Consider the following 22,792-nt stretch of genomic DNA (forward strand, 5'->3'; position numbering starts at 1 on the left):
GGAGGATAGGTGGGGGTATTCTTACTCAGAGCCAATGTTTCTTCCGCATCCACCAGACGATGCCGAGCGAAAGCATGGTGAGGCCAATGCAGACGCTCCAGAAGGCGTGGGGACTGTCGGCGAAGGGAATGCCGCTGACATTGATGCCGAGAACGCCGGTGATCAGGGTCAGCGGCATAAAGACCACGGTGACGGCGGCCAGCAGCAACATCGTCCGGTTCAGCTTTTCGGCGCGCTCGTCCATGATCTGCTCACGGACGAGCACAGCGCGTTCGGACAGGGCCTGCAACTCGTCGCCGATGCGGGACGATCGCGCCGCGGCCTCACGCAGGCGGAGGCGGTCCTTTTCGGTGAAAAAAGACAGATCCTCGATTTCGAGCGTATTGAGCACGTCGCGCTGCGGCCAGACGAGGCGGCGGAAGTTGATCAGCGTGCGGCGCAGGTGTTCGAGCCGGTCCTGGGCCTTTTCGGTCTGGCGGGTGATTAGCGTTTCCTCGATCTCGTCGAGCTTGTCGCCAAGCATTTCGAGCAGGGGTTCAAGCCGGTCGGCAGCACGCAGACCAAGGCGGGCGACGAGGTCGGCGGGGGAAACGGGGGCATAGTTGGAGACTTCCCAGCGGGCGAGGCCGAGGAAATCGACGACATTGAGCTCGGAGGCAATGATGACGCGGCCCTTCTCCAGCCAGAGCGTCAGCAGCTGGCGGCCCAGATCATCGGGCGCGGCGCTGGGACGGACAACGCGCAGCATGACCAGGGCCTTGTCTTCCATGATGGTGCAGCGGGCGCGGGTGGTGGGCGCGGTCAGCATGTCGGCATAAAAGGGGCCGAGTTCCTCGCGTAGCCAGACCTTGAAATCGGGGGATTTGGAATTGCCGGCGACGAGCTTGAAGCCCTTGGCCGGAATTATGGGATGTTCGGCGCTGTTTTCGTGCCGGGTGACGCCACCCTTGCCATCAAAAACCAGAATGGTGCCGAGGCCCACCATGCCATTGCGCTTGGCGCGGTCGGTGGGCTGGTGTGCGATATCGTCCATGCTCGATCCCTTGGGAAGAAGCACAATCTAGCGCTGGCCGTGATCTGGCGAAAGCGGGAACCCTGCTTTGAGTGAAGCAGAGGTTCCCGGTTTCGTGTTGCTCACGTTTCCGAACCACAAAACCGGCGGCCAATTTGCTGGAAACGCGTTGGCGTGGTCGTCCTAGCTCAGGCGCTTGAGGGCTTCGAGGATGTGGTGACGCCGCTCGATGGCAGCTTCACGACGGGCCTTCTGCTCCTCGATCACTTCCTCGGGTGCCTTGGCGACAAACTGCTCGTTGCCGAGCTTCTTGTCGATTTGGGCGATCTCGGCGTCGAGCTTGACCACTTCCTTTTCGAGGCGAGCCTTTTCGACGGCAATGTCGATCACGCCAGCCAGCGGCAGGGCCCAGGTGGCTTCGCCGACCACGAATTGCGCGGATTCACCGGGGACCACATTGGTGGGGGTGATCTGTTCGAGGCGTGCCAGGCGGGTGATCAGCGAAGTGCCGGCGACGAGGCGACGAAGGGTTTCCTCCCCTGCCCCGACCACGAAGATCGGCAGCTTGGCGCCGGCGGGGACGTTCATCTCGCTGCGCACCGAGCGCACATTGGTAATGACATCGATCAGCCAGTTGAGCTCGGCATCGGCCTCGGCATCTTCGAGGCCAGCCAGATCCGGCCATTCGGTCAGGATCAGCATGTTCTGGCGCGGCGCGCCGAACTTGCCGGTCTCGGCCCAGAGCTCTTCGGTGACGAAGGGCATGAAGGGATGCAGCACGGTCAGGATCTGATCGAGCGCCCAGGCTGCCGTAGCGCGGGTCTCGGCCTTGGCCGCCTCGTCCTCGCCCATGAAGACGGGCTTGGCAAATTCGACATACCAGTCGCAGAAGGTGCCCCAGGTGAAGTCGTAGATCGAATTGGCGGCTTCGTTGAACTTGTAGTCGACGATGCCCTGGGTGGTGGCCGCAGCGGCGCGCGACACGGCGCCAACGATCCAGCGGTTGAGCGGCAGCTTGTTGGCTTTGGGGTCGTAGCCATCCACCCGACGGCATTCGTTCATCTCGAGGAAGCGCGCGGCATTCCAGATTTTCGTGACGAAGTTGCGATAGCCTTCCACACGCTGGATCGAGAGTTTCAAGTCACGGCCCTGCGCAGCCATGGCGGCAAGGGTGAAGCGCGTCGCATCGGCGCCATACTGGTCGATGAGCTGCAGCGGGTCGATGACATTGCCCTTGGTCTTGCTCATCTTCTGGCCCTTTTCGTCGCGAACCAGGGCATGCATGTAGACCGTGTGGAAGGGCTCCTCGTCGAGGAATTCGAGGCCCATCATCATCATGCGGGCGACCCAGAAGAAGATGATGTCAAAGCCGGTGACGAGGACGTCGGTCGGGTAATAGCGGCGCAACTCGGCCGTATCCTCGGGCCAACCCAGGGTCGAGAAGGGCCAGAGGGCCGAGGAGAACCAGGTGTCGAGCACGTCTTCGTCGCGCTTGATCGGCGTGGGCTGGCCATAGTGCGCGTCGGCCTGCGCCTGGGCCTCGGCCTCGTCATAGGCGACGAAGGCGTGGTTGTCCGGGCCATACCAGGCCGGGATCTGGTGACCCCACCAGAGCTGGCGCGAAATGCACCAGGGCTTGATGTTTTCCAGCCAGGCGAAATAGGTGTTTTCGTATTGCTGGGGCACGAATTTGGTGCGGCCCTCGCGCACGGCAGCGAGCGCCGGCTGGGCGAGGACATCGGCCTTGACCCACCACTGGTCGGTCAGGAAAGGCTCGATGACGACGAGCTTGGACTTCTCGTCATGGGGGACCATGATCTTCTTGTCTTCAATATGGTCGAGGCCGCGGGTCTCGTTGTCTTCGGCGAGAGCCGTCATGTCGGCGACGATGGCCTTGCGCGCGGCAAAGCGGTCGAGGCCACGATAGGCAGCTGGGATGAAGTCGTCCGAGATTATGGAACCGTTGGTGGTGAAGACGTTGATCTGGTCGAGATTGTTGCGGACGCCGACCTCGAAGTCGTTGAAATCGTGCGCGGGCGTGATCTTGACGGCGCCTGTCCCCAGGGTCGGGTCGGCGTATTCATCGGCGACCACCGGGATGCGGCGGCCGACCAGCGGCAGGTCGACGAACTTGCCGACCAGCGATGCATAGCGCTCGTCTTCTGGGTGCACGGCAATGCCAGAGTCGCCCAGCATGGTTTCGGGGCGGGTGGTGGCGACCATGATATAGTCGCGGGTCTCGTGGCCCGTGACATTGCCCTCTTCGTCCTTGATCGGAAAATCATAGGTCACGCCATCGGCCAGGGGATAGCGCAGGTGCCACATGTGGCCCTTGATCTCGATGTTTTCGACTTCGAGGTCGGAGATGGCGGTTTCGAGGCCGGGATGCCAGTTGACCAGCCGCTTGGCGCGATAGATCAACCCGCGCTTGTGCAGCTCGACGAAGACCTTGATGACGGCCTGGACCATCTGGTCATCAGGCGCGCCGTTTTCACCCATGGTGAAGCGTTCGCGGCTGAAGTCAGCCGAGGCGCCAAGGCGTTTGAGCTGGTTCATGATGGTGCCGCCGCTTTCGGCCTTCCAGTCCCAGACACGCTCCACAAACTTTTCACGGCCCATGTCGCGGCGACCGGGCTGCTGACGCTCGGCCAGCTGGCGCTCGACGATCATCTGGGTGGCGATGCCGGCGTGGTCGGTACCCGGCTGCCAGAGCACGTCCTTTTTCAGCATGCGGTTGAAGCGGATCAGGATGTCCTGGATCGTGTTGTTCAGCGCATGGCCGATATGGAGCGAGCCGGTGACGTTGGGCGGCGGAATGACGATGGTGAAGGTCTCGGCGCCAGGCGCAGCCCCTGCCCCGGCGGCAAAGGCATTGGCCTTGAGCCATTCGGCATAGACGCGGTCCTCGACGGCGCTCGGCTCATAGGACTTTTCAAGCATAGGTCACTCACAACGGAAAGCGCCCGACAAGGACAGCCTTGGCAGGGCGAAAAGAAGTTGGCTGACTTCAATCAAATGCGAGGAGCGTGGTCAACAGGGGAGCCAGCAGGCAACACATGCGTTAGACTATCGACAAGGCTCGGCACGGAGGCAGCGATGAAGCGTATATTTGGCGCAGCGATGATGGTTTTGCTCGCCGGGGCGCCGGCCATGGCCGCCTGCCCGGCTGCGGTGCCGGGCGACAGCGTCGAGGAGATCGAGGCGAACCGGCTGCGCGTCATCTGCCTGCAGCAGCAGGCATCGCAGGATGCGCGGATCCGGAGTATAGAGATGGATATCCAGATGCTGCAGATGAAACAACATCAGCTGGACCTGCAGCGACGGTTCGACAATCTTCCGCGTTACGAGCCGCCGAAGATTGTCATCCCACGATAGGGATTGGCCTATTCGCCGCGCGAGACGCGGGCGATTTCCTTTTCCACCATGCGCTCGACAACGGATGGCAGGTTCTCGTCCAGCCATTCCTTGAGCATGGGACGGAGCATGTCTCGCATTAGCGACTCGATGGTGGCGCCGGTATTGCCCAGGCCGAGGTTGTTGAGCTTGCTGATCGAACCACGCACGGCAGCCTGGGTGGCCGGCTCGAGCAACTGGTCGGCCATGCTGGCAGAAAGCGTCGGATCGGGCAGCGGCGCAGCCTGCGACACTGACGGCTGGGGCGGCGGCGTGAACACGGGCTCCGCCGCAGGGGCTGCGGCAAAAACGGGTTCCGGCTCTGGCTCGGGTTCAACGACCGACAGGGGCGGCGGATCGAAGGAAGGAAGGTCTTCTTCTTCCTCCTCTTCGGGCTCGCTGATGTCGAAGGCAATGTCTTCGGCTTCAACCAGCTTGGGCGATGCAGCCATGGGCTCGTCGGCGCTGGTGGTGTCGGCGAGGATGGAATCGAAGCTGAAGCCACCGATATCGTCATCGTCCTTGTCGACGATCTGCGACGGCGACAGGGCCAGCGGCTCGATGTCGTCAAGCATGTCGCTGAGGTCACGATCCAGCGGATTGGCGGCCGGGGTCGCCTGCATGGGAGGCGCGGCGGACTGCATGGAGGGCCGACGCGGCGCACCTGCTGCATCGTCATCGGCGATGATCTGCCGGATGGACGACAGAATTTCATCCATTGATGGTTCTTTGGGTGCCGGCTTGTTCATCAGTGCCTCATACTCATGCGCGCCCAAACCGGAATGCACCTTCCGCGAAGTGCCACTCACCCGATTCGTTACCAACACCTTAGCGGCAGGAGCGGCAATGGGGAATCACCCATAAGCCTGCACTCTGCTTCTTCCACTAAAACTTGTGGCCGGGCATTGCCCGGCCACAAAGGATGGTTCTTGGTGTTTGAAGCCTATTCGGCGACGGTGCGCAACTCCTGCCAGACGTCTTCGACAGCCTGGTTGTAGCGCACGGCCGACTTGATCTGCACCGGCAGGCCCAGATCCCGCGCTGTCAGGTGGCCCATGGCTGAGAGCAGCGAGAAGGTGGCGATCACCTTGTTGGAGGATGCGGTGATCAGCGCTTCACGCGCTGTGGTCAGTTCGGCCTGTGAATCCAGCACATCGAGCGTGGTGCGCGTGCCCAGGTCGCGTTCCTGGATGATGCCATCCAGCACGGTGCGGCTGGCGGAGACGCCGGCATTGGCAGCGGAAATCTGTGCGTCCGCGCTCTGGATACCAGCCCAGGCGGCAATGACCGCCTCGCGGATCTGGTCATAGGACGACATGGCCGTCACTTCGGAGCGGATCTGGTTGATGTTGGCGCGACGGACGCCTGCACCGATGGCACCACCTGCGTAGATCGGCACGGTGATGGTGAAGCCAACCGAAGCCGAGAGGCCCGTGCCGCCGGTCAGGGTGTTGTAGCCGGTGCCGACACTGCCCTCGACAGAGGCCGTCGGACCACCGGCGGCGGAGGCAGCATCGGAGCCTGCCTGGGCCGCGCGAATGGCTGCCTTGGCCTGGAGGATCGCCGGGTGACCGGCTTCGGCCTCGGCAATGGCGGTCTGAAGGTTTGCCGGAATCAGGCGGGCAAAATTGTGCGAGGAGTCGAGGTTGCCCGGCAGAGCGCCGACGAGGCGCTGGAAAGTGGCCTGGGCAATTTCGAGGCTGGCCTGGGCGGCACGATAGGTGGCGTCACCTGACGCCAGGCGCGCTTCAGCCTGGGCGACGTCGATACGGGTACCCTCGCCCACATCGAGCCGATCCTGCGCCGACTGCAGCTGGGCGCGGTAGAATTCCATGTTTTCCTGGCGCAGGGCCAGAAGCTGGCGACCGCTCAGCACATCCATATAGGCGCTGACAACATCGAGCAGGACGGTCTGCTCGGTGGTGCGGATACCATGCTCGGCGGCTTCGGCCGCCGCACGGGCGCCCTCGATTTCCGCATCGGTCCGGTAATTGTCAAAAATGGTCTGGTTGTAGCCAAGGCCCGCGGTGAAGGCAGCGCCGCCATCGACCCAAGTCCCTTCCGGGGTCAGCAGCAGTGACTGGTCACCACCGAAGGTGGCACCGACCGTCGGGCGCTTGCCGGCATTGGCCAGGGCAACGTCCTCGGCAGCGATCTTGGCATCGAGCAAGGCCGCCTGCAGGTCAGGAGCATGATCATACGCCTGGGTCAGTGCCTGGGTGATCGACTGGGCATGAGCCCCGCCAACAGACACGGATGCCAGAGTGAGCGCCAATGCACTGGCGACCAAATTTACGCGAAAACCCATTGCCCGACTCCAAATACCTTACAATCCTAAGCGCGACCGGCGTTTTCCACAACCTGCCGCAGCATTAACTGCTAAACTTTAATGCGCAGTTCATTTACCATTGTGCTCGGAAAGCAACACTTTGACTGTGCTTCAGAGCTCGAATTCCTTGACCACTTCATGCCCCGGCAAAAGCGGCAGCGATGCATTAAACGTCGACCGCTGCGTAACTTTACCGTCTGCGCTGACATAGACATGGGCCGTACCGATCGGGCCATTGCGCAAGAGAGCGACGATCCGCCCGCCGGGGCGCAGCAGATGCAGCCAGAGCGGGGGGACAGTATCAATCATCCCTTCCGCCATGATGACATCGAAGGCAGATGGGGAAAATTTCTCTAACCCGCCTGAAATCACGCGTGCATTGCCGATCTGTTGCACTGCCAAATTGGCTGTAGCGCGCTCTGCCAGGCCCGCATCAGGTTCAAGGCCGGTTACCGATGCGGCGAGCCCGGCCATCACGGCGGTGGCATAGCCAGTGGTAGCGCCGATATCGAGGACATCATCACTGGGCGCGATTTCAGCGAGCTGGATGAGTTTGGCAAGGATGGCCGGCGCCGGCATGAAGCGCCCGGCGGGGGGCCGGTCGAACCAGTGGAGATCATCGACATAGGCCAGGTCGCGGCGCGCTTCAGGCACAAAGCGTTCGCGCGGCAGGCGACCCATTTCGGAAATGAGGCGCGTCTCAAAGACACCGCCGGCGCGGAGCTGCCCATCGACCATGATCTGACGTGCCCGATCGAAGTCGATCATTGGTTGGATGCCCTGCTCGCGTTGTGCCCGAGGTGATTATCCATCGCCCGATGCGCTGGCAAGACTTGAACTTGGGCCAAATCGTTCCAGTGCAGCCTCTAAAAGCTTCGAAAGGCCGCTAGCTCCGCGTTAACTACGCCGGGGAAAGCGCCGAAACGGGGCGTGGTGCATGGCGTTGATCCTCTGAAGGAGCACGTCGATGACCACGGGTTTCAACGGATCAGAAGAGATAGAGATATCGCGACGGAGCCTTGCCAACTGGCGCGGCGTGGCGGTGCTGTCAAAGAGGCCCAATGAGATTGTACGCCTCTTGCGCGACGAGGTGCATGCTCTTGAGGCGCTGGCATTATCCCAGCCGCGGAATGCGCCAGCGGCGGCGCAGCTGATCGCTGCCTACGAAAGTCTGGTAGAGACCATGCTGCGACGCATCGGAAGCAGCCGACCGGATCGCCATGCAGCGAGGATGGCTGGCTAAGACCAGCCGCCGACCAGTCGGGTGATATAGACAGTTATATTGTGCAGCATGGCTGGATTGTACCAGAGATAGATGCCGCCGCCGATCACCCCAAGCAGGAAGACAAAGCCGATCACCTTCTTGAGGACCGAAAAGACTAGCCAGACGACCACTATGGCGCCGACCCCGAGACCAATGAGTGTGAGTGTATCGGCAGGAATCGGAATTCTCCTCAGAATCAGGGCAGTCCAGGCCGAATCTCACTCAACCATGCCCAAAGCGAGGCAAACAGGCAAAGGGCTCGTCCGTCGAGATAAGTGGCAATGTCGGGAAACTGGAGGCCTCGTCCGGAATTGAACCGGAGTACACGGATTTGCAATCCGCTGCGTAACCACTCCGCCACGAGGCCTCACGCCGCCTTTCTAGGGGTTTGCCGCTTCCTGTCAAGGCGGAGCTTGAAGCGGTGACGTGGACAGGCGTCAATGGCCGCCCTCGAGCTATCCGCTCATGTCAAAAGTCACTGCGGCGCGGAACAGGCGGCGTCGCTGCTGGTCGGCAACGCAGACTACGAGGACCAAGCGTCCGTCGCGCGGGATTTCCTCGGCAGCCATCTGAGCCAGTGTCTGAACGGCTTCGTGGCGGGCAGCGGGCTCATCGGCCAGATCGAGCCCCTCTTCGTCCGACCGCAATTGATCGTTTAGGACAATATCAAAATAGTATCGCGCCAATCCTGCGCACTCCATTGCCTGGTCGCTGGTTCACGGTTGGAACAGGCCGACAGAAAGTCGGCCCTGTTGATCACAATCCGACAACCGACTTCACCTCATCGTCGTCGCGCAGATGCAGATATTGGGGATCGAACTGGGCGAGTTCCTGCAGTTCGGCCCAGCGCAGGATGGTGACGACGCCCTTTTCGTAGTTGAGCAGCCCGGCGCCACGGATATCCTGCAGCGTGCGATTGGCGTGCACGGCGGAAATGCCGAGCATGTCGGCCAGGTCGATCTGGCTGACGGGAAGCGGAAAACTATCATTGCTCACAAGGCCAACTGCATCGGCGCGTACATAGAGTTCGCAGAAGAGGTGGGCCATGCGGGTATCTGCTTCGGCCTGACCGATCATCAGCATCCAGGCGCGGAAGGCTGCTGAATCGAGAATGGTGTCCCGCCACAGCAGCGCCGTCAGCGATTCCGATGCCCTGAGCAGGCCGCGAATTGCCGAATGATGGATCAAGGCAAGCTTGCAGGCGGAAGTGGCGACCAGGGAATGGTCCATGGTCTTGAGGTAAAGGCCATGCAGATCGGGAAGATCACCCGGCATGTGCAATGAGAAGATCTGCCGATGGCCATTGGGCAGGAGCTTGGAGCGATGGACAAAGCCGTCGATGACGAGGCAAGCCGTCGTGGGCTCGGCTCCTTCCTCGATGATTACATCCTGCCGCTGATAGCTGGCATATTGAACCGGCAGCGACTGCAGGGCGAGGCGATCATTGGGTCCAAGCTGACCAATGGCGTCAAGGCGCCTGATCAACCTGTCGATAGCGAGGGTCATGAGGTATCTCCGGTGCAGAGGAGAACGCCCGACGGCGAACAGGGTTCAAATCGGCATAATTGGCAGCGGGCGATGCAACAAACCGGGCATAAATCCTCATCCCGAGCGGGACTTAACTTATGTAAATGACACGGATTGGCGCGACTGCTGCATGACGGCATACAGGAGCGTCGTTGTTTCATCGTGTCCATTGCCAAGTATGCTCGGTTTGCCAGCTTTCAGTCTTATGAGGCGGCAGATCTACGCAGTTTTGAACTTATCAGCGGACCCCAGCGGGTTTGCGCAAAAGGGCAATTCCTCAATCACGAGGGGCAATCGACACCTGACGTCTATCGCTTGCGCTCGGGCTGGCTGTCCTGCAGCATCACAACGCCCGAGGGCGACCGGCAGATTACCAAGATCCATCTGCCCGGCGATCTTGTGGGCATGCCCAGCATGGCCCGCGAGGTAGCGGCAGAGACGATATCTGCGCTGACCGACTGCGTCGTCGATGTGCTGCCTCTCGAGGCATTTTCCGAGATCTTCCGCAAGCATCCCCGTATGGCCGGAATGCTGTTCATGTGGTCGCAGGAAGAACGCGTGCGCCTGATGCATCAGCTGACGCTGGTGGGACGCGTCCCCAGCGTCAAGCGGATGGCTGCATTCCTTCTCACCATCGTGCATCGCGTGCGACTGAGCGATCCGGAGATCGGGGACAGCTTTGTGTTGCCGCTGACACAGCAGGACTTGGGCGACGCGACGGGCATGAGCGTGGTGCATGCCAATCGCGCGCTGCGCATCCTGCGCGAGCGGGGTTATGCCTCTCTACAGAAGGGCGTGTTCACGGTGCATGACCATGCGGGGCTGACCGGATTTGCCGGATCGCCCGCCGATGCGAAGCGCTCGACGGTGTGGATCTAAGGCGCCCGTCAGTAAGCGAAGAGTACGGACGAGACCTGCGGCGACACGCGTCTGGTCAGCAACACTGCGCAGAGCGACAGCAGGAATGCGGCGGTGACTGCCAGCACGCCATAGCCGGCGCCGATGAACCGCCATGTCGGATAGAGTGCCAGCGGATGCACCAGATAGACGCCAAACATGGCACGGGAAATCGGCGTAACATCCCAGCGTGAAGCCCATTGGCGGGCCAGTGGCATCATGGCAATGGCGACAGCGATCATGCCGATGCCATAGGAAATCGCGCCTTTGGCGGGCAATAGCGCGATAAGGGCAACGGTGATCACAATGGCGAGGCCCCAGAGTCGGTTTCGATCGGGAAAGCGTATGGCGCCCAGGATGGTGCCGGCCAGAACGGCTGGCAGCACGTGGACATATTGGGTGAAGGGCACGCCGGCGGTCCAGGACCAGGGATACCACCAGGGGAAGGTAATCATGACGATCGCCAGGCAGGCGGTAGCCACCGCGCCGAGCACCAAGGCGGGCATGGCGCGTTTGGCGAGGACTATGATGGCGATGATGGCGGTGATGAAGGGCAGGAACCAGAGATGGATGCTGGAGCCCATGAGCACGCCGGGAATGAGGCCGTTATCGAGAGGCACGATGGGAATGCCGCGCACCAGGTTGAGCAAGCCGTAGATCGCCATCCAGATCGCCCAGGGGATGAGAAACCGCAACAGCGTCAACGCTTTTGGGGACGGCCCGTCGCGGCCAGAAACAAAAAGCGTGCTGAGGATGACGAAGACGATGAGACCACCGCCGGCATATTCGCTGCCGGTGGCGCCGCCGTGAAACCAGACGATGCCGAAGGCCGATGCGATACGAAGCAACTCGACGGCTTGATTGCGAACAACGGCCATATACGCAGGATCCAAAACAAGTCGATCACAGCTTATTGGCGGTTAACATCGGGCGCGGGTCAAGGCGTGTTTCGATAACAGATCAGGTTTATCCACCTGCCGATTACTATTTCGGTTAACTAGGTAAACTACTGTCGATGATCAACAAACCAAAGATCAAGAACAGTTTGGCGCAACAGCAGGGCTTCCTCCCAGCGATCGCTCAGGTCGCGGCCATCGGCGCCAGCAATGGCGTAGTAGGGTTGCGGGCCCAGTTCGGTGACGAAGGTGAGGGTATCATTATCCCCTGCCCGCTGGCGCCAGCTGGCAAAGCCGCGCTGCCACCAGGTGGTGAAGAGGTCGAGATAGCACTGGTGCTGGGGAAAGCTCAGCGGCAGCTGGACCTGTCCGGCACCGGCGACACGGCCGTGGAAGGCCCAGCAATGGTCAAGAATGCTTGATATCTGCTGGTCGGTTTCTGCCGAGACCGGCAGTTCGATCTCTCGAGCGACGACATAGTGCGAGAGATCGCCGAGGAGTTTGAGGTCCGGCCGTTCGGCGAGAATATCGAGCATGAACAGCAGGTCATTGGTCAGCCGCCCGCGATGGGTTTCGACATAGACCGGGAAATCGGCCTGGGCCGTGAGCTCGGTGAGGCGATCGAGGATGGCCAGAGCCTCCGCCAGCGTGCGCGGGCGCATGTTGAGCTGGAGATTGAGGTGGTGCAGGCCGTAGGTGCGGCCCCAATCGAGATAGTCGCCGACCTGTTCAATGTGGGTGGGAAGGCAGGTGCCCTCCACCACCAGATTCTCGGCCTTTGCCAGTGTGCCGGCCTGGCGGGCGATGGATTGGCTGTCCCACATGGTGCTGATGCCGTCGAAACCGGCCTGTTTGATGGTGGCGACATTGTCCTCGAAGCTGCGCTCACCCTCGACGTTGCGCAGGTTCTGCATGGCCCAGAGCGATTGCAGGACGAGTAGTTTTTGCATGTTCGGCAGTCCTCAGGCGATGTCGACCCAGCGCTGCTCATAATGGCTTTGTGCCATGGCGTGAACCACGCGTTCGATGCCGAGGCCAGTATCGAAGTCGATGACGCGAGCGTCCTCGCCAGCGATGCGTTTCAGCAGCTCGTGGCATTCGATGATCTTGAGGTCATTGAAGCCGAGGCCATGGCCAGGCGCGGGGATGAAGCGGTCATAGGGTGCATGCTGGGGGGCAGAGAGAATGGTGCGGAAGCCCTGTTCGGTCGGCTTGTCGGAGGTGACATAGAGCTGGAGCTCGTTGAAGCGCTCCTGATCGAAGACCAGCGTGCCCTTGCTGCCGAAGATCTGCAGCGCAATGCGGCCCTTACGGCCCCAGGCGGAGCGATCGAGCGCCATGACGCCGGAAATGCTGTCGCCCAACTCGAACAGCACGCTGGCGATATCAAAGGTTTCCACCGCGCGCGGCGTGCCGTCCTTGGTCGGACGCGTCGCATAGGGCTTGGTCAGGTGGGCAAAGACCTTGGTCGGCCGCCCGAACAGCACCTGCAGCAGGCTGAGCGGATGCACGCCGAAATCGTCAAGTGCGCCATAGCCGGAGCTGGCTTCGCTCTTCCAGTAGAACAGCGCCTCGGGATCAGCCATGAAATCCTCGTCCATTTCCAGGCGGACGTGGTTCACCGTGCCGATCGTGCCATCGGCCAGGATCTGACCGATCTGGCGGATGAGCGGATTCTGGATGTAATTGTAGCCGAGCACCGCCACCCTGCCCGCCTGTTTTGCCGCAGCGGCCATGCGCTCGGCATCGGCCAGCGCCACGGCCATGGGCTTTTCGCACCAGACATGCTTGCCAGCTTGCAGTGCAGCGATGGCCATTTCGGCGTGAAAGGCATTGGGCGTGGTGACGGAAACGACATGCACGGCCGGATCTGCGATCAGTTCGCGCCAGTCGCCGGTGGACTTTTCGAAGCCGAATTCATCGGCCTTCTTGCGGGCAATATCCGCATTGACCTCGGCCAGATGCGCCAGCACGGGTTTTGGTCCATCGCCGAACACGGCTTTCACGCCATTCCACGCCAAGGCATGGCACTTGCCCATGTAGCCGGTGCCGATCAGGCCAACGCCGATTGTCGATTTCATTCCATCCTCCACTCTTGCCGAAATGAATAGTTCATTCATTCCGTTTTCGGAATAGGCTTTCTATCAACACTTGATTGATGGCTGATATTGGGGATTATGGGCGCAAAAGCACGGGATCGACCATGTCAGAAGCCACAGCAAAAGTTCAGCCGCCACAGGATTTCGACTCACTGCGCGCGGCTATTCTCGAGCGAAAGGGCGAGTTGCCGAAGCGGCTGACCCAGGTCGCGGCCTATGCGCTGGATAATCCCGACGAGATCGCCTTTGGCACGGCAGCGAGCATTGCCATATCGGCTGACGTGCAGCCATCTACCCTTGTTCGCTTCGCCCAGCACTTCGGTTTCGACGGCTTTTCGGGGCTGCAGTTGCTGTTCCGCGCCCGGCTGCGCGAGCGGACTTCGTCCTATGAAGAGCGGTTGCGGACGCTGGAACAGGATGGCGCGGCGCTGGCGGAAAGCACGACCATATTCAACGGTTTCGTAGCGGCAGCCCATCGCTCGGTGGATGCAATTGCGGCGGCCGTGGAGCCGGATGCCTTCGAACGTGCCGTGACCCTCCTGGCCAAGGCCGAGACGATCTATCTGATCGCCAAGCGCCGTTCCTATCCGATCAGCAGCTACATGGCCTATGCCTTCGGCAAGCTGAAGGTGCGCTGCCAGTTGGTGGGGACCTCGGCCGGCATCGATGACGACATGCTGGCCATGGCCACGCCGCGCGATGCCGCCTTCGCCATCAGCTTTTCTCCCTATGCCTCGGAAAGCGCGGCCCAGGCGCGGACGATGGCACAGCGCGGCATCCCCGTCGTGTCGCTGACCGATTCGGCGTTTTCCCCGCTGGCGGAATGTTCCAAGGAATGGTTCGAAGTGGTTGAAGCCGACCATGCCGGCTTCCGCTCGCTCTCGGCCAGCATGGCCTTCGCCATGGCATTAACCGTATCGATTGCAGAAAAACGACGACGCCCCTAAGGCAATTCTGCCTCTGGAATGAACATTCCATATTGACGAATTGCCGGAACCCATGTTTCATGATTGTAACCAGCCCAGCTGGATGACTGCATACGGGCCGAAGGCCGCATGGGAGAGACAGCGTGAGCAATCCGCAGCCCGTTGACGGGACGAAGACACTCGACGTCATCACCATTGGCCGTGCCTCGGTGGACCTCTACGGCCAGCAGATCGGCACACGGCTGGAAGACATCGGCAGCTTTGCCAAGTCGGTCGGTGGCTGCCCTACCAATATCTCGGTCGGCACGGCGCGACTGGGCCTCAAGTCGGCGCTGATCACCCGCGTCGGCAATGAGCAGATGGGCCGTTTCATCCGCGAACAGCTCGCGCGTGAAGGTGTGGAGACTGCCGGCATCGCCACGGACAAGGATCGCCTCACCGCGCTGGTGCTGCTGTCGGTCGAGGCCGAAGGCGTGTCGCCGATGATCTTTTACCGCAGCGATTGCGCTGACATGGCGCTGGACGAGAGCAATGTGGACGAGGCGCTGATAGCCTCGTCTCGTTCGATTGTGGTTACGGGTACGCATTTCTCCCGCCCGCACGCCGAAGCAGCGCAGAAAAAGGCCATCTGCCTGGCGAAAGCCCATGGCGGCAAGGTGGCGTTCGATATCGACTACCGCCCTAATCTCTGGGGCCTCGCCGGGCATGAAGAGGGCTTTTCACGCTACGTCGCGTCCGACCACGTGTCGGAAAAGTACAAATCTGTCCTGCCCGATTGCGACCTGATTGTCGGCACCGAGGAAGAGGTGCTCATCGCCTCTGGCGAGGCCGACCTGCTTTCCGCGCTCAGGACGATCCGCGGCCTGTCCTCCGCCACGATTGTCCTGAAGCGCGGGCCCATGGGCTGTATCGTCTATGACGGCATCATTCCGGACAATCTCGAAGACGGGATCGTCGGCAAGGGCTTTCCCATCGAAGTCTATAATGTGCTGGGGGCCGGCGACGCCTTCATGAGCGGTTGGCTGCGCGGCTGGCTCAAGGGCGAGCCGCATGCGGTGAGCGCCACCTGGGCCAATGCCTGCGGTGCCTTTGCTGTATCGCGCCTCCTTTGTGCACCGGAATATCCAAGCTGGGACGAACTCAATCACTTCCTGACCAAGGGCAGCCGCAAGCGCGCCCTGCGCAATGACGACGACCTCAACCACATTCACGTCGCGACGACCCGACGCCGGGAATGGCCACAGCTGATGGCGCTGGCCATCGACCATCGCAGCCAGATCGAGGAGATGCCGGGCGCCAGCGAGGAAGGCATTGCCGCCTTCAAGGTGTTGGCCGTGCAGGCTGCGGCGCGTGTTGCCAACGGGCGACCGGGCTTTGGCATGCTGCTGGACGACAAGCACGGCCGCAAGGCGCTGTTTGCTGCCGAAGCGGAAGGCTTCTGGGTGGCTCGGCCGATCGAGCAGCCCGGCTCAAGGCCATTGCGCTTCGAATTCACGCAGGACGTGGGCAGCCGTATCACCGACTGGCCGGTGGAGCATGCCATCAAGGTGTTGTGTTTCTTCCACCCGGATGATCCCAAGGAACTCAAGCAGGCGCAGATCGACAAGCTGCAGTCGGCCCATGACGCCGCCCGCAAGGTGGGTCGGGATATCCTGATCGAGATCATCGCCAGCAAGCATGGCGCGCTCAAATCCGACACGATCGCACGGGCGCTGACCGAGCTATATGACGCAGGCCTCAGGCCAGACTGGTGGAAGCTGGAGCCGCAGGCCGATGTGGCGGCCTGGGCCGCCATCGACCAGGTGATTGAAACGCGCGACCCCTATTGCCGCGGCGTCGTTCTTCTCGGCCTCGAGGCACCGCATGATGTGCTGGAAGCCGGCTTCACTGCCGCCCGCAGCTCGCGCACGGTCAAGGGCTTTGCCGTGGGCCGCACCATCTTTGCCGAAGCAGCCAAGGGCTGGCTTGCCGGCACGGTGAGCGACGAAGCGGCCGTGGACGAGATGGCGCGCAAGTTTGGCGCGCTGGTGGACGTCTGGGAACGGTTGGGCGACAGCAAGGCCGCGTAGTTGATCCACACCCTCGTGGTTCGAGGCTTCGCTTTGCAAAGCACCTCACCATGAGCGTTACTGTGGCACAGATTGATTTGAGACCTGATGGTGAGGGCGAGCGCTTGCGAGCCTCGAACCACGAGGTCGGTAGGAGGAATAGGCCATGAGCCAGAAGACGATCCGCCTGACGATGGCCCAGGCCGTTGCAAAATTCCTGACCATGCAGAAGACCGAGATCGACGACGAGATCGTGCCGATCTTCGGTGGCGTGTTTGCCATTTTCGGCCATGGCAATGTGGCCGGTGTCGGCGAGGCGCTGCATGGCATCAAGGATGTGCTGCCGACCTATCGCGCGCAAAACGAACAGGGCATGGCCAGTGCGGCAGTGGCGTTTGCGAAAGCCAGTTTTCGGCGCCGCTTCATGGCTTGTACGACGTCCATTGGTCCCGGCGCGCTCAACATGGTCACCGCGGCGGCGATGGCGCATGTCAATCGTCTTCCGGTGCTGCTGCTGCCCGGTGATGTGTTTGCCAATCGCCTGCCCGACCCGGTATTGCAGCAGATGGAAGATTTTGGCGACGGCACGGCGACGGTCAACGACTGTTTCAAGCCGGTCAGCCGCTATTTTGATCGCATCACGCGCCCCGAGCAGATCATTCCTGCCTTGCGCCGCGCCATGGCCGTGCTGACCGATCCGGCCGAATGCGGCCCGGTGACGCTGTCACTGTGCCAGGATGTGCAGGCGGAAGCTTATGACTATCCCGAGAGCTTTTTCGAGGAGAAGGTCTGGCATATCCGCCGGGTGATGCCGGATGCAGAGGAATTCACCCAGGCGGCAGCGGCGCTGATCGGCGCCAAGAAGCCGGTGATCATCGCTGGCGGCGGTGTGCTCTATTCGGGCGCCTCGCGGGCGCTGGCGACCTTCGCCGAGCGCTATGGCGTGCCGGTGCTGGAGACGCAGGCCGGCAAGTCCGCCCTGCCCGACGATCATCCGCTGAACATGGGTTCGGTTGGCGTTACCGGTACGTCGGCGTCAAACCAACTGGCCGAAGAGGCCGATGTAGTTCTGGCCGTGGGTACGCGCCTGCAGGATTTCACCACCGGTTCGTGGGCCCTGTTCAAGAACGAGGACTTGCAGATCATCGGGCTCAATGTGCAGGTCTATGACGCGCAGAAGCATCGTGCGCTGCCGCTGGTGGCCGATGCACGCGTTGGCCTCGAGGCATTGAACGCAGCGCTGGCCGGCTGGCAGGCCGACGGCGAATGGACCGACAAGGCCAAGGGCGGCAAGGACGACTGGCAGGTTGCCGCGAGCGAAGCGGCCGCCGCCAGCAATGCCGAACTGCCGTCCGATGCGCAGGTGATCGGCGCAGTGCAGCGAGCGCGACCGGAGGCGACCGTGGTCTGCGCCGCGGGCGGCTTGCCGGGCGAATTGCACAAGCTCTGGAAGGCGCGTGGCCCGGGCAGCTACCACATGGAATATGGCTTTTCGACCATGGGCTACGAGATCGCCGGCGGGCTGGGCGTCAAGCTGGCGCGGCCGGAGCAGGACGTCATCGTCATGGTCGGTGACGGCAGCTATATGATGCTCAATTCAGAGATCGCCAGTGCGGTGATGCTGGGCGCCAAGCTCACCATCGTGCTGCTCGACAATGCCGGCTACGGCTGCATCAACCGGCTGCAGATGGCGACCGGCGGGGCGAACTTCAACAATCTGCTCAAGGACACCCATCACGTCACCCTGCCCGGCATCGATTTTGCTGCGCATGCCGGCGCCATGGGTGCCGATGCGCGCAAGGTGAGTTCGCTGGCGGAGCTGGAAACCGCATTGCAGGAAACCGAGGCCAGCGAGCGGACGACGGTGATCGTCATCGACACGGATCCGCTTGTGACCACCGATGCCGGTGGCCATTGGTGGGATGTGGCTGTGCCGGAGGTGAGCGATCGGCCACAGGTCAATGCCGCGCGCGAGGCCTATGTGACGGCACTCAAGGCGCAGCGGGCGGGGTGACCCAGCCACGCCCCCCGTGGTTCGAGGCTTTGCTGCGCAAAGCACCTCACCATGAGGGCTACTGAGATAACGGTGTTCCAACAGCCCTCATGGTGAGGCGGGAGCGCAGCGACCCTCGAACCACGAGGGCGTGGCAGGATGGAGAAAAGACGTGAAAGCCAAACTTGGCATGTCGCCGATTGCGTGGTGGAACGACGATCTGGTTGAACTCAGCGACGACGTATCCCTGGAGGAATGTCTGCGGCAGTCGCGCTCGGCGGGCTTTACCGGCATGGAAAAGGGCCGGCGCTTTCCCGATGATCCAGCGGTGATGCTGCCGATTTTGAAAGCCGCCGACGTGACGCTGTGTGGCGGCTGGTTCTCGGGGACGCTGGTCGACGAGGAACTGTCGGTCAACAAGGACCGCATCGCGCCCATGATCGAGCTGTTCAAGGCGGTCAATGCGCCCTGCATCGTCTATGGCGAGGTCGGCCGCTCGGTGCAGGGCAGACGCGAGGTGCCGCTGGCACAGAAGCCCAAGCTCGCAGATGACGAGATGAAGGCCTACGCTCGCAAAGTCACCGAGTTTGGCGAGTGGTGCGCGGACCAGGGGATGCCCCTCTCCTATCACCATCACATGGCGGCGGTGGTCGAGACCGAGGCGGAGCTGGACGCCTTCATGCGCCACTCCGGCCAAGGCATTCCGCTGCTGCTCGATGCGGGTCACCTGGCTTTTGCCGGTGGCGATGTGTTGCGGGCCATCGACAATCACCATGCCCGGATCAACCATGTGCATGTGAAGGATATTCGCCGATCGGTGGTCGACGGACTGGACCGGAGCCGGCAGAGCTTCCTCGACGCGGTGGCGCTGGGCGCCTTTACCGTGCCGGGCGATGGCTCGCTGGATTTCCGCGCGATCGTGCAGAAACTGGCCGATCATGGGTATGAGGGCTGGTTCGTCGTCGAGGCAGAGCAGGACCCGGTTGCCAATCCGCCGCTCAGGATGGCGCAGGTGGGACACAAGGAGCTGATGCGGGTGATGACGGCGGCCGGATATACGGTCGAGACGCAGGGCTTTCCCAACGCCTGATATTTGCTAGAAGGGCCACATTCATCTGGAGGATAAAGCGTGGCCCTCAAGCCCAATGACGTGACCTGGTTCAAGCCCCTGTGGCGGCGCGTTGCCGTCACCGTGTTTCTCGCCGTCTGGTGCGCCTGGGAGTGGTGGAACCAGGAAGCGTTCTGGGGAGTGCTGGTTGGCGCGGCGCTGGCCTATTCGCTCTATAATTTCTTCTATGCCTTCCCCAAAGAGGAGCCGGTGAATGAGCAAATCCCCCCTGTTGGTGAAACCGACGAGCAAGACGGGCCTCGTCCATGATGTGACGCCCGCCTCTGCGGGTTGGAAACATGTCGGCTTTGCGCTGCACAGGCTGGCTCTCGGTGAAGTCGCGGGCGGAGAGGCGGGAAGCCAGGAACTGTGCCTGGTGCTGGTAAGCGGCAAGGCGCGGATTTCCGTCGACGGCCACGATTTTGGCGAGATCGGCGAGCGCATGAGCCCGTTCGAGGGCGCGCCGTATGCGGTCTACGTCCCCAAAGGCAGCGAATGGGCGGCCGATGCGACCACGGCGCTGGAACTGGCGGTCTGCGCGGCGCCGGGTGGCGGCGACTACAAGCCGCATGTAATTGCGCCCGGGACGCATCCGCGCCTGTCGCGCGGCAAGGGCGCCAATGTGCGCCATGTCTACAATATCATGCCCGAGGATGACGGCGCGGCGCATTCGCTGCTGGTGGTGGAAGTGATCACCCCGCAGGGCAATACGTCGTCCTATCCGCCGCACAAGCATGATCAGGACAACCTGCCCAACGAGAGCTTTCTCGAGGAGACCTACTACCACCGCCTGAACCCGCCGCAGGGCTTTGCCTTCCAGCGCGTCTATACCGACGACCGGTCCCTGGACGAAGCCATGGCGGTGGAGGATGGCGACGTGACGCTGGTGCCCAGGGGCTATCACCCGGTGGCGACGACGGCAGGCTATGACCTCTATTATCTCAACGTCATGGCCGGCCCCAAGCGCGTGTGGAAATTCCACAACGCAGCCGAGCATGAGTGGCTGTTGAAATAGCCGGCTGGAAATTGGAACAGCAAAAAGGGCGCTCCAGGGCGCCCTTTTCGTTTGGTCGGCTGCAAACGGTCAGCGACCCTGGAACACGGTCTTGTCGGCCAATGCGCCGGTGACTTCGCTGACCTTGACCGCCCTTCCCTCCTTGACCGACTTCAGCGCGGCATCGGCCAGCGCAAGGGCGATGAGGCCGTCGAGGCCGCTGGGCGATGCCGGAGATTTCGATTCAACAGAATCGATGAAGGCACTGATTTCGTGGGCATAGGCCTCGGTGTAGCGGGTCATGAAAAAGTCGTGCAGCGGCGGGCGGGTGTAGCCGGTGGCATTGGCAACTTCGATGGAAACCGGGCGCTGGTTTTCGGCCGAGACGGCGCCCTTGCTGCCATGCACTTCAATACGTTGGTCGTAGCCATAGGTGGCGCGGCGCGAGTTGGAGATGGTGGCATGCTTGCCCGAGGCGGTGGAGAGCATGACGGACACCGAGTCATAGTCGCCCGCTTCGCCGATGGCCTTGTCGACGAGGACCGAGGCCTGGGCAGAGACGGTTTCGATTTCCTCGCCGAGGAGGAACCGGGCCATGTCGAAATCGTGGATGGTCATGTCGCGGAAAATGCCGCCCGAGCGCTTGATATAGTCGACCGGCGGGGCGCCAGGATCGCGCGAGACGATGGTGACCATTTCCACGGTGCCGATCTCACCCCTGGCGATCACATCGTGCACGGCCATGAAATGGGGATCGAAGCGGCGGTTGAAGCCGACCATGAGCGTCGCGCCTTCGGCATCGACGACCTTGAGGCAGGCTTTTACGCGCTCGACGTCGAGATCGATCGGCTTTTCGCAAAAGATTGCCTTGCCGGCCTTGGAAAACTGCTCGATCAGGTCGGCATGGGTGTCGGTGGGCGTGCAGATGACCACGGCGTCGATGTCAGTGGCCTTGAGGATGGCGTCGATGGTCCGCACTTCGGCACCATATTGAGTGGCGAGATCAGTGGCTGCTTTCTCGAAAGCATCGGCCACGGCAACGAGTTGGGCCTTGGCACTGGAAGTGATGGCCTTTGCATGCACCTTGCCGATGCGGCCGGCGCCGAGCAGGCCGAAACGAACAGTCATTTTAGTCTCCGATATTTTTGCCCTTTGGCAGGATAATTTCGCACCCACAATGTCATCCCGGCCTTGAGCCGGGATCCATCTCGAGATTTCAGGATGGGCCCCGGCTCGAGGCCGGGGTGACATCGCGTGTGTGGAGGCGTTGGCAGAATCAGACCTTCTTGCGCTTGTTCTGGCGATACTGGTCGGCCACCACGGCGGCGACAATGATCATGCCTTTGATGATTTCCTGATAGTAGGCATCGATGCGCAGGAAGGTGAAGCCCGAGGTCATGGTGCCCAGGATCACCGTGCCGATGACTGTGCCGGTAATGCGCCCCTTGCCACCCGAGAGCGAAGTACCGCCGATGACCGCTGCGGCGATGGCGTCGAGTTCATACATCACACCCATGCCGGCCTGGGCGGTCTGGGCGCGGGCCGCGGTGACGAGACCGGCGAGACCCGCCAGCATGCCGGCGATGGCATAGACCTTGATCAGGTGCTTTTCGATGTTGATGCCCGAAACGCGGGCTGCCTGCGCGTTGGCGCCGATGGCATAGGTAAACTTGCCGTAGCGGGTGTAGCGCAGGGCGATGTGGAAGATCAGCGCGACGCCGAGGAAAATCACTACGGGCCAGATGGAATAGCCGATGACAGTGAAGTCCGGGGTCAGGCCGGAAACCGGCTGGCCTTTGGTGTACCATTTGGCGACGCCGCGGGCCGAGACCATCATGCCAAGCGTGGCGATGAAGGGGGGAATTTTGGTATAGGAAATCAGCGAACCGTTGACGATGCCGGCGAGAATGCCGATGGCAAGGCCGATAACGATCGGGATGATGACCGGCAGGCCGACGAGAGCAGGATACACCGGGCGGGCCCAGTCGGCGCTCTGCGCAAAGCTGGCGGCGATCATGGCGGTCATGCCAACCACCGAGCCCGAGCTTAGGTCGATGCCGCCGGTGATGATGACCTGGGTCACGCCAACAGCGATGATGCCGACAACCGACACCTGCAGGATCATGATGGTCAGACGCTGCTGGTTCATCAGGAAGGACTGGCCGACGAAGATCCAGCCCAACGCCTCAAAGGTCAGGGCGATACCGGCAAGCACCAGCAGGATGGACAGTTCGGTCGGCAGTTTACGCCGGCGCACACGCGGGGGTGCGAGGCTATCGGAAGTGGTTGTCATGTCTGGGTCCTCC

22 protein-coding genes and 1 tRNA gene are annotated in these 22,792 nt (G+C 61.9%); 10 read left to right on the forward strand and 13 right to left on the reverse strand.

Translation table 11 applies throughout. The annotated features are described in order from the left end of the window. Positions 1 to 25 precede the first annotated feature (25 nt). Positions 26 to 1,033 carry a CorA family divalent cation transporter gene (locus tag P0Y65_08885; GenBank protein WEK06345.1) on the reverse strand — a complete coding sequence of 336 codons (1,008 nt, stop codon included), beginning with the start codon at positions 1,031 to 1,033 and terminating at the stop codon, positions 26 to 28. A gap of 162 nt (positions 1,034 to 1,195) precedes the next feature. After that, positions 1,196 to 3,952 carry a valine--tRNA ligase gene (locus P0Y65_08890; GenBank protein WEK06346.1) on the reverse strand — a complete coding sequence of 919 codons (2,757 nt, stop codon included), beginning with the start codon at positions 3,950 to 3,952 and terminating at the stop codon, positions 1,196 to 1,198. 156 nt (positions 3,953 to 4,108) lie between these two features. Between P0Y65_08890 and P0Y65_08895 the strand changes: the two genes are divergently transcribed. Further along, a complete protein-coding gene (locus P0Y65_08895; GenBank protein ID WEK06347.1) occupies positions 4,109 to 4,387 on the forward strand; it encodes a hypothetical protein in 279 nt (92 codons plus the stop codon). 8 nt (positions 4,388 to 4,395) lie between these two features. Here P0Y65_08895 and P0Y65_08900 read toward each other — a convergent pair whose 3' ends face one another. The 3 genes from P0Y65_08900 to P0Y65_08910 form a co-directional block, all read right to left on the reverse strand. Next, positions 4,396 to 5,124 (reverse strand): DUF2497 domain-containing protein, encoded by a 729-nt coding sequence (locus P0Y65_08900; protein WEK06348.1) that lies wholly within the window; start codon positions 5,122 to 5,124, stop codon positions 4,396 to 4,398. A gap of 224 nt (positions 5,125 to 5,348) precedes the next feature. Beyond that, entirely contained in the window at positions 5,349 to 6,713 is a 1,365-nt protein-coding gene (locus P0Y65_08905; protein WEK06349.1) for a TolC family outer membrane protein, read from the reverse strand. Between the two features lie 132 nt (positions 6,714 to 6,845). Beyond that, positions 6,846 to 7,502 (reverse strand): protein-L-isoaspartate O-methyltransferase, encoded by a 657-nt coding sequence (locus P0Y65_08910; GenBank protein WEK06350.1) that lies wholly within the window; start codon positions 7,500 to 7,502, stop codon positions 6,846 to 6,848. A gap of 199 nt (positions 7,503 to 7,701) precedes the next feature. Here P0Y65_08910 and P0Y65_08915 point away from each other — a divergent pair, with 199 nt between their 5' ends. Then, positions 7,702 to 7,977: a hypothetical protein gene (locus tag P0Y65_08915; GenBank protein WEK06351.1), complete on the forward strand. Its 276-nt coding sequence runs from the start codon at positions 7,702 to 7,704 to the stop codon at positions 7,975 to 7,977. On the opposite strand, the gene P0Y65_08920 is transcribed toward P0Y65_08915, so the two are convergent. Further along, positions 7,974 to 8,129 carry a hypothetical protein gene (locus P0Y65_08920; GenBank protein WEK06352.1) on the reverse strand — a complete coding sequence of 52 codons (156 nt, stop codon included), beginning with the start codon at positions 8,127 to 8,129 and terminating at the stop codon, positions 7,974 to 7,976. The two genes, P0Y65_08915 and P0Y65_08920, sit on opposite strands and share 4 nt — an antisense overlap. Positions 8,130 to 8,291: 162 nt before the next feature. Then, positions 8,292 to 8,365: transfer RNA gene (locus tag P0Y65_08925), tRNA-Cys, on the reverse strand. Positions 8,366 to 8,438: 73 nt separating this feature from the next. On the opposite strand from P0Y65_08925, the gene P0Y65_08930 reads away from it, so the two are divergent. After that, on the forward strand, positions 8,439 to 8,657 hold the full coding sequence (locus P0Y65_08930; GenBank protein ID WEK06353.1) for a hypothetical protein: 219 nt from the start codon (positions 8,439 to 8,441) through the stop codon (positions 8,655 to 8,657). Between the two features lie 97 nt (positions 8,658 to 8,754). Here P0Y65_08930 and P0Y65_08935 read toward each other — a convergent pair whose 3' ends face one another. Continuing rightward, positions 8,755 to 9,504: a Crp/Fnr family transcriptional regulator gene (locus P0Y65_08935; protein ID WEK06354.1), complete on the reverse strand. Its 750-nt coding sequence runs from the start codon at positions 9,502 to 9,504 to the stop codon at positions 8,755 to 8,757. A gap of 183 nt (positions 9,505 to 9,687) precedes the next feature. Between P0Y65_08935 and P0Y65_08940 the strand changes: the two genes are divergently transcribed. Next, on the forward strand, positions 9,688 to 10,404 hold the full coding sequence (locus P0Y65_08940; GenBank protein WEK06355.1) for a Crp/Fnr family transcriptional regulator: 717 nt from the start codon (positions 9,688 to 9,690) through the stop codon (positions 10,402 to 10,404). An 8-nt stretch (positions 10,405 to 10,412) separates the two neighbouring features. Here P0Y65_08940 and P0Y65_08945 read toward each other — a convergent pair whose 3' ends face one another. The 3 genes from P0Y65_08945 to P0Y65_08955 all read right to left on the reverse strand — a co-directional run bounded on the left by P0Y65_08945 (position 10,413) and on the right by P0Y65_08955 (position 13,399). Continuing rightward, the gene (locus P0Y65_08945) at positions 10,413 to 11,300 is read right to left on the reverse strand and encodes a hypothetical protein (protein ID WEK06356.1); all 888 of its coding nucleotides are present in this window, start codon (positions 11,298 to 11,300) and stop codon (positions 10,413 to 10,415) included. Positions 11,301 to 11,428: 128 nt separating this feature from the next. Next, positions 11,429 to 12,268 carry a sugar phosphate isomerase/epimerase gene (locus tag P0Y65_08950; protein WEK06357.1) on the reverse strand — a complete coding sequence of 280 codons (840 nt, stop codon included), beginning with the start codon at positions 12,266 to 12,268 and terminating at the stop codon, positions 11,429 to 11,431. Between the two features lie 12 nt (positions 12,269 to 12,280). Then, entirely contained in the window at positions 12,281 to 13,399 is a 1,119-nt protein-coding gene (locus tag P0Y65_08955) for a Gfo/Idh/MocA family oxidoreductase (GenBank protein WEK06358.1), read from the reverse strand. 122 nt (positions 13,400 to 13,521) lie between these two features. On the opposite strand from P0Y65_08955, the gene P0Y65_08960 reads away from it, so the two are divergent. The 6 genes from P0Y65_08960 (at position 13,522) to iolB (ending at position 20,507) form a co-directional block, all read left to right on the forward strand. After that, the gene (locus tag P0Y65_08960; GenBank protein WEK06359.1) at positions 13,522 to 14,364 is read left to right on the forward strand and encodes a MurR/RpiR family transcriptional regulator; all 843 of its coding nucleotides are present in this window, start codon (positions 13,522 to 13,524) and stop codon (positions 14,362 to 14,364) included. 122 nt (positions 14,365 to 14,486) lie between these two features. Next, complete coding sequence (gene iolC / locus P0Y65_08965) at positions 14,487 to 16,412, forward strand: 5-dehydro-2-deoxygluconokinase (GenBank protein WEK06360.1); 1,926 nt, start codon at positions 14,487 to 14,489, stop codon at positions 16,410 to 16,412. Between the two features lie 145 nt (positions 16,413 to 16,557). Continuing rightward, positions 16,558 to 18,405 (forward strand): 3D-(3,5/4)-trihydroxycyclohexane-1,2-dione acylhydrolase (decyclizing), encoded by a 1,848-nt coding sequence (gene iolD / locus P0Y65_08970; protein WEK06361.1) that lies wholly within the window; start codon positions 16,558 to 16,560, stop codon positions 18,403 to 18,405. A gap of 151 nt (positions 18,406 to 18,556) precedes the next feature. Further along, positions 18,557 to 19,474: a myo-inosose-2 dehydratase gene (gene iolE, locus P0Y65_08975; protein WEK06362.1), complete on the forward strand. Its 918-nt coding sequence runs from the start codon at positions 18,557 to 18,559 to the stop codon at positions 19,472 to 19,474. A 39-nt stretch (positions 19,475 to 19,513) separates the two neighbouring features. Beyond that, the gene (locus tag P0Y65_08980; GenBank protein ID WEK06363.1) at positions 19,514 to 19,762 is read left to right on the forward strand and encodes a hypothetical protein; all 249 of its coding nucleotides are present in this window, start codon (positions 19,514 to 19,516) and stop codon (positions 19,760 to 19,762) included. Continuing rightward, a complete protein-coding gene (gene iolB / locus P0Y65_08985) occupies positions 19,707 to 20,507 on the forward strand; it encodes a 5-deoxy-glucuronate isomerase (protein ID WEK06364.1) in 801 nt (266 codons plus the stop codon). Before P0Y65_08980 ends, iolB begins: the two co-directional genes overlap by 56 nt. 69 nt (positions 20,508 to 20,576) lie before the next feature. Here iolB and iolG read toward each other — a convergent pair whose 3' ends face one another. After that, on the reverse strand, positions 20,577 to 21,614 hold the full coding sequence (gene iolG / locus P0Y65_08990; GenBank protein ID WEK06365.1) for an inositol 2-dehydrogenase: 1,038 nt from the start codon (positions 21,612 to 21,614) through the stop codon (positions 20,577 to 20,579). 148 nt (positions 21,615 to 21,762) lie between these two features. Next, positions 21,763 to 22,779 (reverse strand): ABC transporter permease, encoded by a 1,017-nt coding sequence (locus tag P0Y65_08995; GenBank protein WEK06366.1) that lies wholly within the window; start codon positions 22,777 to 22,779, stop codon positions 21,763 to 21,765. Positions 22,780 to 22,792 lie beyond the last annotated feature (13 nt).

Source organism: Candidatus Devosia phytovorans (genome assembly GCA_029202405.1).
Classification (GTDB): Bacteria; Pseudomonadota; Alphaproteobacteria; order Rhizobiales; family Devosiaceae; genus Devosia; species Devosia phytovorans.

Coding starts and splice junctions, on each gene's coding strand:
- P0Y65_08885 (WEK06345.1), bottom strand. CDS start 1,033: ATGGACGATATCGCACACCAGCCCACCGACCGCGCCAAGCGCAATGGC.
- P0Y65_08890 (WEK06346.1), bottom strand. CDS start 3,952: ATGCTTGAAAAGTCCTATGAGCCGAGCGCCGTCGAGGACCGCGTCTAT.
- P0Y65_08895 (WEK06347.1), top strand. CDS start 4,109: ATGAAGCGTATATTTGGCGCAGCGATGATGGTTTTGCTCGCCGGGGCG.
- P0Y65_08900 (WEK06348.1), bottom strand. CDS start 5,124: ATGGATGAAATTCTGTCGTCCATCCGGCAGATCATCGCCGATGACGAT.
- P0Y65_08905 (WEK06349.1), bottom strand. CDS start 6,713: ATGGGTTTTCGCGTAAATTTGGTCGCCAGTGCATTGGCGCTCACTCTG.
- P0Y65_08910 (WEK06350.1), bottom strand. CDS start 7,502: ATGATCGACTTCGATCGGGCACGTCAGATCATGGTCGATGGGCAGCTC.
- P0Y65_08915 (WEK06351.1), top strand. CDS start 7,702: ATGACCACGGGTTTCAACGGATCAGAAGAGATAGAGATATCGCGACGG.
- P0Y65_08930 (WEK06353.1), top strand. CDS start 8,439: ATGGCCGCCCTCGAGCTATCCGCTCATGTCAAAAGTCACTGCGGCGCG.
- P0Y65_08935 (WEK06354.1), bottom strand. CDS start 9,504: ATGACCCTCGCTATCGACAGGTTGATCAGGCGCCTTGACGCCATTGGT.
- P0Y65_08945 (WEK06356.1), bottom strand. CDS start 11,300: ATGGCCGTTGTTCGCAATCAAGCCGTCGAGTTGCTTCGTATCGCATCG.
- P0Y65_08950 (WEK06357.1), bottom strand. CDS start 12,268: ATGCAAAAACTACTCGTCCTGCAATCGCTCTGGGCCATGCAGAACCTG.
- P0Y65_08955 (WEK06358.1), bottom strand. CDS start 13,399: ATGAAATCGACAATCGGCGTTGGCCTGATCGGCACCGGCTACATGGGC.
- P0Y65_08960 (WEK06359.1), top strand. CDS start 13,522: ATGTCAGAAGCCACAGCAAAAGTTCAGCCGCCACAGGATTTCGACTCA.
- iolD (WEK06361.1), top strand. CDS start 16,558: ATGAGCCAGAAGACGATCCGCCTGACGATGGCCCAGGCCGTTGCAAAA.
- iolB (WEK06364.1), top strand. CDS start 19,707: ATGAGCAAATCCCCCCTGTTGGTGAAACCGACGAGCAAGACGGGCCTC.
- iolG (WEK06365.1), bottom strand. CDS start 21,614: ATGACTGTTCGTTTCGGCCTGCTCGGCGCCGGCCGCATCGGCAAGGTG.
- P0Y65_08995 (WEK06366.1), bottom strand. CDS start 22,779: ATGACAACCACTTCCGATAGCCTCGCACCCCCGCGTGTGCGCCGGCGT.